The following is a 12,889-nucleotide window of genomic DNA, read 5'->3' on the forward strand; positions in this document are numbered from 1 at the left end:
ATAACCGTTGATTTTCCAGCCTGTTTCTAATACAATAGATTCATTGGAGGAAGTACTACATGAAAGAAAAACCATTGGAACACCAGATCTACGTCTCTCAGATTTTCAGCATAACGCTTGCTATTTTACTGACTTTAGGCGTGTCACTTCATTATAATCTGGTCACAAAAAGAAATTCTCTGGATATGAACATAAAAAATGCTGGTATTTTTATATCCGGTATGCCTGAAGTTGCTGATATATTAAAAAAGGGACAACCCTCTATGGCCTTTAATAAACGCATGGATCTGCTGGTTAAAGAACTGGACTATATTGATGTGGTTACCATCTGTAATAAAGACAGCATCCGCTTTTATCATAATAACAAGGCACTGATCGGAAAAACCTTTGTAGGAGATGACGAGGCTGCCATATTAAACGGCGCTGCCCCATACATCACAAACGGAAAAGGTACTTTAGGTAACCAGCGCCGTGCTTTTTTTTCCGTAAAAAATGAACAGGGTGAAATCATTGGTTTTGTTATGGTTTCTGTACTGACTGCCAGCATTTCCCAGCTGACCAGAAATATCCTGCTTGTTTTTCTGCTTCTGGCTCTGATGCTGCTTTCCATTGGCTTTATTGTTTCCGAGTTGCTGTATAGCCGTCTGAAAAAAATACTGCTGGGTTATAAACCAGAAGAATTCCGTAAAATTCATATTGAAAGGAAGGAAGTTCTGGATGCCCTGGAAGAGGGAATCTTTGCCATCAATACCGAAGGCGAACTGATCCTTATTAATGAATCTGCAAAGAAAATACTTGATCTTGACACTATGCCGGAGTACGGAACAAAGCTGACGGAGCTATATCCGGAAACAAAACTTCCCAATGTCCTGAAGACAGGCTTGCCAGAATATAATATCAGTCTTATGATAAATGGCAAACACATCATGTCAAACCGGATTCCCATTATGGAAAATGGAAAAACTGCCGGAGCTGTATCCATTTTCCGCAACAAGACGGAATACACCCGTCTGGCAGAAGAACTGACCGGAGCCCGTTACATGGTGGAGACACTCCGCGCTTTAAACCATGAATTTAAAAATAAGCTTCACATCATACTGGGTTTTATTGAGATGGGGCAGCCAAAAAAAGTGACGGATTTTATCATCAATACAAGCATGGCATCTACTCTGGCAGTCAGTGAGGTAACCAAGCAGATCCAGGTTTCCAGCATTGCAGCACTTTTAATTGGTAAGATTATCCGTGCAGGGGAACTTGGTATCCGTCTCACCATTAAACCAGACAGTTCCTGTGTGGAATCAGAGCTTCACCTGCCAGTAGATTTATACATTACCATTCTGGGTAATCTGATTGAAAATGCAATTGAAGAGTTAAATGACATAAGCTGTGATATTAAGGAAATTGAAGTAGGAATTAATATATGGCAATCGGGAAGTATCCTTTCAGTTGATGACACAGGAAGGGGAATCCCTGCCGATCTTCAGGATCATATATTTGAAAAAGGATTTTCCACCAAAGGAGACGGACGTGGGTCTGGTATGTTCCTGATTAAGGAACTGGTGGACCAGCATCACGGTATCATTGAGATGGAATCGGAAGAAAATACAGGTACTTCATTTACAATCACCTTTACAGAGGAGGAGCATCATGTATCAGGTAATAATTATAGAGGATGACCCCATGGTAGCTTCTATTAACAGACAATATGTAGAATTAAACAAATATCTAAAGGTAACCGGCCAGTTTTCCAACGGGAAAGATGCTCTTAATTATTTAAAGGACCATACCGCAGATCTGGCAATTATGGATGTCTACATGCCGGTTATGGGAGGAGTAGAACTTCTGACTGAGATACGAAAGCTGCATAAGCACATCGATGTCATCATGGTTACTGCTGCTACTGATGCTTCCCACGTAAAGAAGCTGCTGGGTCTTGGAGTCATTGATTATCTGGTGAAGCCTTTTGAATATGTTCGTTTTAATCACGCATTGGCACGTTTTATGGAACATCAGGAACTGCTTAAGCAGGAGACTTTCTCTCAGGAGCAGCTGGATTCCCTGTTTGAGGTTTCTGCAGGCACTGCTTCCCAGCAGGAGGTTCTTCGAAAGGGTCTTCAGGAAAAAACTCTGGATACCATTTTATCCTTTATGAGAGAACATCCTGCAGATTCACTCACCAGCGAAACCGTTGCAGAGGAGGTTCATTTATCAAGGGTAACCGTACGCAGATACATGAATTATTTATTGGACAAAAAGCAAATTGTCAGTGACATCGATTATACCACTGGTGGGCGGCCATCGATTATTTACCGGTATGTAAAAGAGTAACAGGTGAATTTTTTCACCTGTTACTCTTATTTCTGAATATCAATGATTTTATATAACCATTTTTCAAGCCCCGGTGTAAAGCTGACCCGGACGATTTCTTCATCTTTTCTGGCTTCCTCTTCTTCTTTCTGAGTCATGGGAATCACCGTTACTCCTTTATCCACCATCTCTTTTTTCAGTTTCTCTTCTACAGAAACAATTTCTTTCTTGTTCCATTCCGAAGCCATTTTACCGGCCTCCCTTAAGAGATTCTGGTCTTCTTTGCTTAATGTGTTCCATTTTCGTTCTGACATCATGATGATTCCAGGGCTGAAAACGTGTCCACTTAGAAGATAATAAGGTGCAACCTCATAAAAACGGTTGGATAGATACGCAGGAATGGGATTTTCAGCCCCTTCCACATCACCGTTTGCCAATGCATTATATAAATCTTCATAACGCATGGGAATGGGCTGTGCTCCCAGCGCAGAAATGGTGTCCATCATAAGAACGGATTCCGGCACTCTGATTCTTTTATTCTTCAAATCAGCAAGACCTTTAATGGGCTCCGTTGTAAAAATATTTCTGGCACCTTCATCTGTATAGAAAAGACCTACCATATTGGCGCCAATTTCCTGTCCTTCATTTAGAAATGCTCTGCCAAGCTCCTTATTGTCTAAAACCTTCCACATCCCTTCCCTGCTTTTGAAAATGTAGGGAAGACCAAACAGATTCAGCTTTTTAAACCCATACCCAGTCAGTACATTGGTATTAACACGGTATAAATCAAGCAAACCATTCCCAGTCTTTAATGAATTAAGAGACGTTTTCTCATCTCCCAGAACTGCCCCTGGAAATATATCAACTTTAATTCTTCCATCAGACAATTCATATACGTATTCTGCAAACTTTTCTGCAACCTTGGTATCAATATTCCCCTCAGGGTTTACTTCTCCATACTTTAAGATCAGTTCCGGCACTGATGGAGTTGCCCTCACTGCTTTTGTGGCTGCAGTGGATGTAGTGGCAGTGGCTGCCTTTGCTGTGGCCTGCGCTGCCTCTGCTTCTTCCGCCTTTGTTTCTGCGGAAGCTTTGCTGCTTTCTTTTACAGCGATACCGGAACCACAACCATACAGACACAGGATCATTGCAGTAATAAATAGGAAAGCCAGTGGTTTCTTCATAATCGCTCCTCCTGTTTGTTTCAAAAAACTTTTCTGTTTCATTATGCCCAGAAGTTTGTATTTCAATTAAAAAAATTCCGCCAGGAAGCAGATCAAATTGTTCCTGGCAGAATTTATTATTTTAAAATTTCTAAAAATCGTTCTCCATATTTGTCATATTTAAATGTTCCCACACCGGACACCAGAAGCATCTCTTCCCGGTTCTTTGGTTTTTGCACCGACATATGGATCAGGGTTTTATCAGAAAATACAATATAGGGCGGTACTTTTTCCTCTTTGGCTATTTTTAGCCGAAGTGTTCTTAATTTTTCAAACAGTTCTTCCTCTGCCTTAGAAAGATCCAGTGCCGATGAACTGCTCTTCTTTGTCTTACGGTTTTCTTTTGCCTCTGAAACAGCGGCTTCCTCTTTTGCCATCTTCATGAGAATAGTTTCTTCTTCATTTAAAACAGCAGCTGCCTTTTGTGTCAGCTTTACAATGGCATATTCATCGTTGGTAACAGACAGATACTCCTTTAAAAGAAGATGATTCATGACCTGCCTCAGCTTGTATACAGGAACTTTTGATAATACTGCATAATGGGGGTTTTCATTCATACCGTAATTCCTGATCTTAGCCGTATTGGCGCCATGCAAAGTATCCATAATTACGTTGGCACCATACCGCTGTCTGCTGGTTTCCGTACATCCAATCACGGCTTTTGCAATATCCGTCACATCTACAGTCTCAAATCCGGTTAAGCAGTTGGAACAATTCCCGCAGTAATTTTCCTTATACTCTCCAAAATAGCGAAGTATGTAATCCCTGAGGCAATCGTTGGTAAAACAGTAATAGGTCATTTTTTTCAGCCGTTCTCTGTCCCGTTCTTCCACAAGCTTTCGGGTGATGGGATCAAGCTCCTGATTATCCTGATTGCTTTCAATAAACATCTGATTGGTGATTACATCCTGACCACCATAAAGAAGCAGGCATTCTCCCGGTTCCCCGTCTCTGGAGCATCGTCCCACTTCCTGATAATAGGACTCCAGATTTTTTGGCATATTATAATGAATGACATAGCGGACATTGGACTTATCAATGCCCATTCCAAAGGCATTGGTAGCCACCATAATAAGGCTCTTGTCATAAATAAAATCATCCTGATTGGTTCTGCGTTCTGCATCACTTAGTCCTGCATGGTACCTGGTTGCAGAAAATCCCTCTTTGTTTAATTTCCCACAAACTTCCTCCACCATCTTTCTGGTGAGACAATAGATGATTCCACACTGCCCCGGATGTCTCTCCACAAAATTTATCATAGTGGCATACTTATCCTTCGGAGACTGCACACTTAAATAAAGATTCGGTCTGTCATAACCAGTTGATACAACAGCCGGATCCTGAAGCATTAAAATGTCAATAATATCTTCACGAACCTCCTTTGTGGCTGTAGCAGTAAAAGCACTGATAACCGGTCGTTTTGGAAGTTTTTCAATAAAATCAACAATCTTTAAATAGCTGGGTCTGAAGTCCTGTCCCCACTGGGATACACAATGAGCTTCGTCCACAGCCACCATGGAAATCTGGACGTTTAAGCAAAAATCTAAAAATTCTTCGGTCAAAAGCCGTTCCGGTGCAACGTAAATAATGGGATAGCGCCCTTCCCGTGCATAAGCGAGGGCTTTAATATACTGACTTGAACTTAAAGAGCTGTTAAGATATGCGGCGTGAATGCCTGCCTGATTGAGTGAAGCGACCTGATCTTTCATCAGGGAAATCAAAGGGGAAATAACTAAAGTAATTCCTTCTGTCATAAGAGCCGGAACCTGAAAGCAAAGAGACTTACCTGAACCAGTCGGCATAATCCCCATGGCATCTCTCCCTGCCAGAATGCTGTTAATCAGTATTTCCTGCCCTTCCCGGAAACTGTCGTAACCGAAATAGTGCCTGAGTACTTGATGTTTATCCATGTATCGTATTTTTGTGCTCCTTTTTCTATATTTGTTTCATTTTTTTCATTATAACATCATACGCCTGATTTTTCCAGTTAACAGGTTCTTAAATTTTAAATATTCCATATCTTCATAAGAAAAAAGCGGGGAAATCGTTCCGCCGCTTCTTTCTTTTGTGTTTTTCCGATCATTTATAATGATTGAAATCACAGTTTTTTCATACTTGTCTGATTGCATATGATATTGATATTCCAAAACTGAACTGTAAAAATTGTATCTTACACGAACAGCGCCAGTAATATGTAACCAAAACCAAAAATCAGAAAAAAGCCCCCTAAAACTTTAATCATTATTTTGGATTTGGCTGCCGGAAAAATTTTAAGAAATTTTTCATATGGCATAAATACCAGAAGCAACCCAATTACGATAAATGCAATTGCTGTAAAAATCGTATCTCCTCCCTTCCTGTTTCCATTGAGGTGATTATACTACAAAAGTCTGCATTTTTTTCGTTCATGTAATATTTAGCGCTCTACATGTAATTTTTGGTAAATAAAGGGCCTGTTTGGGGGCGGATTTGGGATGGATTGGGGGCGGATTGGAGGCAAGTTGACCGGATTTGGACCCGATTTATATTTTTCCAATCAATTCTTTATGACTTCCGGAACGAAGAAAAACAGGAATTTGATCAATACCGGCTGTCTGATGAACGATTTGTCCTCCCTCGTATTTTGTTCCATCATAAATCAGGGTCCAGCTTGCTCCATGAGGCAGATATACATCTCTTTCGTATGTATTCTCGTAAAGAATCGGTGCTACCAGAATATCAGAACCAAACATATACTGGTCGGTGAGATCCCAGCACGTCTCATCCTGGGGGAATTCATAGAACATGGTACGCATAACTGGTTTACCAAATTCATGAGCTTCATTCATTAGTTTCCGTAAATAAGGCCGCATTGCTTCTCTGAACCGTATGTATTTTTCTAAAATAGGTGTGTTTTCTTCTCCGTAGCTCCATATTTCATTATCTGCCCCAGTTGGCATTGATGGGGAACCGTCTGCGTGATTAACCGGCTTTGATGGACTCCGGTCACCATGAAGCCGCATAACCGGACAGAACGTTCCCCACTGGAACCAGCGAACGAACAGCTGTCTAAAGGAAGGATCTGTGGGATCTCCACCCATGAATCCTCCGATGTCAGTTGTCCACCAGGGAATTCCTGCTATTCCCATATTCAGACCGGCACAAAGCTGTTCTCTCAAGGTCTTCCAATCGCTGTGGATATCCCCGGACCATACCAGTGCGCCATAGCGCTGGCTGCCGGCCCAGGCACAGCGCAGCAGATTAACCGCTGTATCCATACCGGCAGAAATCTGACCGTCATAGAAGGTTTTTGCATAGAGCTGGGGATAGATGTTTCCAATCTGGTTAACCGGTCCCATATAGTAACGGTAATTGTCATACTCATATGTGGAAAATTCCGGCTCGGCCTCATCAAGCCAGAAGGTTTTAATCCCATAGTCATAATAATTCTTTCTGCATAACTTCCATACATATTCTCTGGCTTTTGGATTGGTCGCATCAAAGAATGCATTCTCCCCCTGGAACCGCATTGCAATGGGAACTCCACGTTCTGATTTTACAAGCAGCCCTTTCTGTTTCATTTCCTCATAATTTTCACTGGTCAGATTCACCTGTGGCCAGATGGAAACCATTAGTTCCATTCCATAACTGTTTAGTTCCTCTACCATCGCTTTGGGATCGGGGAAATCATTTTCATCAAAACGGTAGTCACCGCACTTCGGCCAGTGGTAGAAATCAACCACGATCACGTCTACCGGAATTCCTCTTTTATGATATTCTCTGGCAACGTTTAAAAGTTCTTCCTGATTCCAGTATCTTAACTTGCACTGCCAGAATCCAAGGCCATGTTCCGGCATGGGAGGAGGTGTTCCGGTGGCTTTGGCATAAGCTCCCACGATTTCTTCGGGGGTATCCCCTGCGGTGATCCAGTAATCCATCTGCCTGGTGCTTTCCCCATACCACTGAGTAATGTTCTTTCCAAAGGAAGCAGTTCCTACTGCAGGGTTATGCCAGAAAAAGCCATATCCTTTATTGGAAAGTACAAACGGAACAGAAGCCTGGGAGTTTCTATGGGCAAGCTCTAAAATGCAGTTCTTAACGTTTAAGACTTCCTGCTGATACTGCCCCATTCCGTACAGCCGTTCTGACTGATTGGAGGCAAATGTGACCGTCAACTCATAGTCACCTCCCAGTCTGGGTTTAAAATTTCTAGTCTTTTTATTAAGGGCTCCCCCCGCTTTTTCTTCCTCCAGAAGAAGTTCTCCCTTCTGGTTAAAAAAGCTTATCCTGCATCTTTTGTGCCAGTCGTCTACTGATAAAACTGCGGTGATTGTTCCGTTGGTAATTGAGCCGTTAAACTCATCTTTTATTATGGTTGAGGCTGTTGTAAATGGTGCTGGAAGAAGTGCGTAATCCGTATCTTTGATATCCCCCATCATCACGGCTCGCACTCGCAGGGAATTTGTTCCCCACGGCTCGATACGGAGGGTTTCCCCGTCATTTTCAAAAATAATAGCTCCCTGGTCTTCTCTAATATAATTCATGCCTTTTATACCCCTTTCTTTCGGATTCATACTATTATTTTAGTTGTATGCACATGAAGTTACCCTGTTTTTATTGACCTCTTTTATTAAAAAAGTGACTTTATAGGGGAGGGGATAAGAAAGGAGAGGGGCTCCGTAAATAATTGGGGCTCCTCTCCTTGTGGGATGGGTGCAGTGTGATTAAATATTGACTTCGTTCCGGTATTTTGTAGGAATCATATGATAATGCTTCTTAAAACTGACTGTAAAGTAATTGGAATTGGAAAAGCCCGTGCGGATTGCAATCTCTTCCATACCAAGGTGTGTGGTGCGAACCAGATTCTCAGCTTCCCGCAGCCGCACATGAGTCAGGTACTCATGAAAGGTCATGTGAAATGCATGTTTAAAGTAACGGCAAAAATATCCCTTGCTCATGGAAACGTGCTTTGCTGCGTCACTTAGTTCGATTCTGTTTGTGTAATTTTCTGTTATGTAATGATTGATGTTTTTCATAAACAGGCCGATTCCTGCATCAGTCTGTTCCTGGGTTTGTGTTATTTTTCCGCTTTTTACTACTTCATAGAAGAATTCCAGTACTTTGGCTTTTAAAAGCAGCTCAAATCCTTTTTGGCCATTTTCATATATGGCGTATGCTTCATTTAAAAGCTGGTACTGTCTTTCACTCTCCTGCTGCTCGGATGACAGAAAGATATAAGGTCCGGTTGTTACAGAAAATAGGGGATCAATGTAATTTTGCCTGATGACGTCATTTTCCATACTGCCTACAAACTCATAGCTGAATAAGATTGTCCGGTAGATGAGGTCTTCTTTTAGAAAATCATTGGAGCCGTGGATTCTGTCTGGGCGTATTAACAGAACGTCTCCTGCAGAGACTTGAATCTCTTCATTTTCTATGCTGATTCTGGCAGTTCCTTTGCATACCCAGAATAACTCCAGTTCCCTGTGACAGTGGAAATATAGGGGAGGCTCCTGACCTAAACCAACCAGACCTCCAAAGTTCTCTCCGTTCATAATATAGGTGTGAAAGGTTTTTCCTTCCATTAGCCTGATATCAGTTTCGTGGGTGCTGAATGGGAAGAAGGCGTTTCCGTGCTGAATTGGCTCTTTGTATTTTAATCTTCTGGTTGATTCCACTGGTTTTCAGGCCTCCTTTCATCTACATCAATTAACTGTTATTAACGGAATATAGTCCTTTTGATTTCACTTTTTCATCGACAATAATCGTGTAAGACATAAGCCTGTTTGTAATGCGAAAGCAAAGAATTGTTCATTATAAAACTAAATTAATTACTTAATAAATCTGCATAGCTTACTTTTTATCAAAAGGCAGGCAAGTATTGGACAAGGTAAATCAATCCACAAGTATTCGATGCCTTTCCTTCCTAATGCCTGCACTTTTTTCTCCTCCCTTTTGAATTTCTTCAATTATGCTGCGCATGGATCGGTAAATTAATTGATTATTTTCTTCTATCTCCATCCTTATTCCACTCCGCTTACTAATATAAGAGATTAATACATGAGCTGGAATTGTCCCAGGCTGTGCCAGGCAAAGATACGCAAATGATCGGTCCTCTAACTGGCTGTTTTCGCTTTCCAAAACAATTTTTGCAAAATATTTTATAATTGCAGGAGAAAGTGTTTTTCCACCTAAACCTCCCCAATCTGAATAAATGAGGCTGACTGTATCATATTCTGTTTCCATATCTCCAAAATCCCTGTATTGATCCCTGAGCCGTGCGCCGCTCCGCAAATGAAAGCGGCAAAGTTCAAATTCATACTCTTCCTTCTTTTCATCTGTTGTCACATAATACTCCATTTTGTAAGCAATATAATCCGGAGAAGTCCTGTCCACTTCCACTTTCATTCTTAAATACTGCAGTTGTTCCTTGGGTGAATAAGGTATCCGTTCCTCCTCTGTCTGAAGACATACAAAATTTCCATATTTAAAGATTCCGGGACCAATAACCAAATCATTTTCCCTGACCTTTATTTCATATCCCCTCAGAATGCCTTGGTCATATTCCTGATATTCCAGTTGAATATGGGCAAAGGAATAATCTCTTAATGACCATAGCAATTCCTTCTTTAATATTCGGTTTCGCTCAAATAACGGGTACAAATTCTGCATCTTATGATTCCTCCCTGATCTTGTATCTGCTTTCCCATTCTTCTAAATGCATTTTTTATTTCATTCCATCATTTCAATCCATCAAAAAAGCTTTGAACCCAACCGTCATTTTCAAAAGAAAAATTTTCCTCATTTCCAAGATACAGTTTTTTCTCCTTCCGGTACACCGGCACCACAGTAAAGGCCCCTTCCATAGGGCTGGCCCATACAAAAAACTTTACTTCCTGTTCAATGATATTATCTGTATCTGCCTGTAAAATGTGTTCTCCATACAGCTTTCGAATCTCCTCATATTCTTTCTCTTTAAAATCCCGAGGATTACTGTAAGATGTGTATTGATACCTTTCCTTTCCTGATAAATCTTTTAAATGAAGCTTCAGGGTTAAATCCTCCATATTCCTGGATATCATTCCACTGGGACTATTCCGCTTTAGGGGGTGGATTAACACCACCTCATCTCCATTGTGAGTAACAGCGGTGATCTGATACGGCAGTGCTGGCTCTTCTGTGCGGATGGTCACATCTGCAAATCCGTATTTTTTGTCCTTTAAATATTGCAGTGCTCCATCCACACACGCCATCTTCAGTTCGAAATCTTTAGTCATATCTCCGCTTCTGCGCTTAAACCGAATTGCCTTTCCAGGAACAAACTCCTTTAGGGCATCCCGGAAGAGTTCAATTTTGCAGGATTGTCCAGTAAGTCTGATAATGGAATAATCCTCTAACACATCTTCCTCATACATTCCTTCTACGAATTTACGGATAACTCCGTAAATATCCGCCTTTAATAACATTTCAATCTCATAGATACTGAAATAAACAACTGGAAATTCTTTTATAGTCTCAAGCCCTGATTGCTTCCGGCAGGACATCTTCCATTTGTCTGCGGGGATCCAGCGGGTAGCACTCTCCCTCACTTCCTGAGAAGACAATGCCACCCGGAGAATTCCCACATGATTATAAAACTCCTTTTTTACCACCTCTGCCAGATGATATAAAAAGTAGAAATTATTTTTTACCTTGTAATAATCTGCACGGCTCCGGTTCTCATACTCCCTGAAACGGGTGGGCAGAAATTCCTCCGCTTTATTGTACTCCAGTTCTAATTCACGGTATAATTCTGACGCCCCACTTTGATCCACACAGCGAAACACATCTACATCGTACCCTGCAAGAATCTGTTCTGTTGAAAGCAGAGTACCGGGAAATAACTGGTTTACTATGGAGATTTTTAGCAGCTGCATAATCCGGAAGGTTAAGTTATTTCCTCCAAAGTCCGTATCTCCATTTTCGTAGGAAGTGTCAATTTCAATCCGGTAGGATACACGATTGTCCCAAATACGGAAACGGCAGGAGCAAAGATCTGTGGTACCGCCACCGCAGTCTATAATAAGTGCCTTGTATTGTTCGCCTTCTTTTGCGGTCCCTCTCTGTATCATACCTGATATTGTACTGTATAGAACAGAGACACCTTCATCCAACATATCTCCCTTTTCTATTGCATATCCGGAAAGGATTTCGGAAAACAGTTTTTGGAACTGGGTTTTCTGCTTTACCGGGCAGGAGACGTGGACACTCTTAATGTCACATTTAAAACGGTTTTTGACCTGGTCTAAAACGAATTCAAAATATTCCCTAAGGATTTCCTTTCTTGAAATAAATCCCCGCCTTCCCTGGCGATCCGTTATTTCTTCCAGCTTTTCAAAATCTCCAACCCAGCGTTTCATATCATAGAACACGCAAAATCCCTCATCAATATAGCTGGAATCAGCCAGGCGAATAGCATCATAACCGAATAGAAACGCAGGTCTCCCGGATTCTACCGCCTGAACTCCTGCCACACTTGGAAACAAAGTTGTCTCTTCCCAGTCTGATGAAGTGTCGTAAAACAGTGCATAATTGACTTCGTTGGCCTTCAGGCCTTTTTCCCCATCATGAAGACCAGACTTTTCAAAGTAAAGACTGTCTAAATAAACGCCTGCGGTGGTATTGGATGTCCCAAAATCCATGGCGACTGGCATGGATAAGGGAACTGGCTTTCTGATCTCAAAGTCCAGAAGAGGCATCCGGTAGACGTTAAGATTTTCTGGTATGTAATCATATTTTCCATTATAGATCTGATATAAGAGCTCTGACTCTTTACGTCCCACGCAAAACAAGCTGTAATTTTTTATGCTGGACTCCCTACAGGAAATCTCAGCCGCCTTTGTCAGATATAAACAGTCCTTTTGCGACCCCATAGGCATAACATTTAGAATTGCGCACAAGGTCATGTCGCCCCCCACCACAAAGGCATTGGTTCCTGCCAGCCGTTCTTCATAGGGTATGGTAAGCCCGTCATAATAGCCAATGGCCAGTCCGTCATATGCTACAATTTTGGAGCCACACTGAAGGTTCATATCCTGCCGTTCCTGAAGTTTACTTCCTTTCAGTACATTTTCTATGGACTGGAAACCGGCTTCGTCCGGACTATCTATTAAAAAATACTCTTCCGCACCTTTGAAGCGGAGAATTACACGGATAAGTTCTTCCTTATCCATGGGATTGATAATACCATGAAGGATCTTTTCTTTCCTGCATATTTCACGCAGTTGGAAAGTAGTCATTAATTCTAAATCATTTTTGTGGTAACGATTGTCCGTGACCTTTTCTTCCTGACGCTTTAATACATACCCATACTTGTCCATTTCATTCCCCTTTATCTCTTG

General features: G+C 41.5%; 9 protein-coding genes. 2 read left to right on the plus strand and 7 right to left on the minus strand.

Going from position 1 to position 12,889, the window contains the following annotated elements:
• The first annotated feature begins 59 nt into the window (after nucleotides 1–59).
• Together ACOAOT_RS14795 and ACOAOT_RS14800 are read left to right on the plus strand one after the other, a co-directional pair.
• On the plus strand, nucleotides 60–1,676 hold the full coding sequence (locus ACOAOT_RS14795) for an ATP-binding protein (RefSeq protein WP_420217688.1): 1,617 nt from the start codon (nucleotides 60–62) through the stop codon (nucleotides 1,674–1,676).
• Nucleotides 1,648–2,328 carry a response regulator gene (locus ACOAOT_RS14800; RefSeq protein WP_420217689.1) on the plus strand — a complete coding sequence of 227 codons (681 nt, stop codon included), beginning with the start codon at nucleotides 1,648–1,650 and terminating at the stop codon, nucleotides 2,326–2,328. Before ACOAOT_RS14795 ends, ACOAOT_RS14800 begins: the two co-directional genes overlap by 29 nt.
• Nucleotides 2,329–2,354: 26 nt before the next feature.
• On the opposite strand, the gene ACOAOT_RS14805 is transcribed toward ACOAOT_RS14800, so the two are convergent.
• From ACOAOT_RS14805 to ACOAOT_RS14835, 7 genes are all read right to left on the minus strand, one after another.
• On the minus strand, nucleotides 2,355–3,491 hold the full coding sequence (locus tag ACOAOT_RS14805; protein WP_420217690.1) for a TRAP transporter substrate-binding protein: 1,137 nt from the start codon (nucleotides 3,489–3,491) through the stop codon (nucleotides 2,355–2,357).
• A 116-nt stretch (nucleotides 3,492–3,607) separates the two neighbouring features.
• Complete coding sequence (gene recQ, locus ACOAOT_RS14810; protein ID WP_420217691.1) at nucleotides 3,608–5,440, minus strand: DNA helicase RecQ; 1,833 nt, start codon at nucleotides 5,438–5,440, stop codon at nucleotides 3,608–3,610.
• A gap of 48 nt (nucleotides 5,441–5,488) precedes the next feature.
• Nucleotides 5,489–5,659 (minus strand): hypothetical protein, encoded by a 171-nt coding sequence (locus ACOAOT_RS14815; protein WP_420217692.1) that lies wholly within the window; start codon nucleotides 5,657–5,659, stop codon nucleotides 5,489–5,491.
• Nucleotides 5,660–6,052: 393 nt separating this feature from the next.
• A complete protein-coding gene (locus ACOAOT_RS14820; RefSeq protein ID WP_420217693.1) occupies nucleotides 6,053–8,053 on the minus strand; it encodes a glycoside hydrolase family 31 protein in 2,001 nt (666 codons plus the stop codon).
• A gap of 180 nt (nucleotides 8,054–8,233) precedes the next feature.
• The gene (locus tag ACOAOT_RS14825; RefSeq protein WP_420217694.1) at nucleotides 8,234–9,187 is read right to left on the minus strand and encodes an AraC family transcriptional regulator; all 954 of its coding nucleotides are present in this window, start codon (nucleotides 9,185–9,187) and stop codon (nucleotides 8,234–8,236) included.
• Between the two features lie 217 nt (nucleotides 9,188–9,404).
• Nucleotides 9,405–10,181 carry a hypothetical protein gene (locus ACOAOT_RS14830; protein ID WP_420217695.1) on the minus strand — a complete coding sequence of 259 codons (777 nt, stop codon included), beginning with the start codon at nucleotides 10,179–10,181 and terminating at the stop codon, nucleotides 9,405–9,407.
• Between the two features lie 68 nt (nucleotides 10,182–10,249).
• The gene (locus tag ACOAOT_RS14835; protein ID WP_420217696.1) at nucleotides 10,250–12,868 is read right to left on the minus strand and encodes a molecular chaperone; all 2,619 of its coding nucleotides are present in this window, start codon (nucleotides 12,866–12,868) and stop codon (nucleotides 10,250–10,252) included.
• Between the last annotated feature and the right edge of the window lie 21 nt (nucleotides 12,869–12,889).

Source organism: Lacrimispora struthionigena (assembly GCF_048627165.1).
Taxonomy (GTDB): Bacteria; Bacillota; Clostridia; order Lachnospirales; family Lachnospiraceae; genus Lacrimispora.

Excerpts from the sequence above, each read along its gene's own strand:
- ACOAOT_RS14795 (WP_420217688.1), top strand. The coding sequence starts at position 60 with ATGAAAGAAAAACCATTGGAACACCAGATCTACGTCTCTCAGATTTTC.
- ACOAOT_RS14800 (WP_420217689.1), top strand. The coding sequence starts at position 1,648 with ATGTATCAGGTAATAATTATAGAGGATGACCCCATGGTAGCTTCTATT.
- ACOAOT_RS14805 (WP_420217690.1), bottom strand. The coding sequence starts at position 3,491 with ATGAAGAAACCACTGGCTTTCCTATTTATTACTGCAATGATCCTGTGT.
- recQ (WP_420217691.1), bottom strand. The coding sequence starts at position 5,440 with ATGGATAAACATCAAGTACTCAGGCACTATTTCGGTTACGACAGTTTC.
- ACOAOT_RS14815 (WP_420217692.1), bottom strand. The coding sequence starts at position 5,659 with ATGCAATCAGACAAGTATGAAAAAACTGTGATTTCAATCATTATAAAT.
- ACOAOT_RS14820 (WP_420217693.1), bottom strand. The coding sequence starts at position 8,053 with ATGAATTATATTAGAGAAGACCAGGGAGCTATTATTTTTGAAAATGAC.
- ACOAOT_RS14830 (WP_420217695.1), bottom strand. The coding sequence starts at position 10,181 with ATGCAGAATTTGTACCCGTTATTTGAGCGAAACCGAATATTAAAGAAG.
- ACOAOT_RS14835 (WP_420217696.1), bottom strand. The coding sequence starts at position 12,868 with ATGGACAAGTATGGGTATGTATTAAAGCGTCAGGAAGAAAAGGTCACG.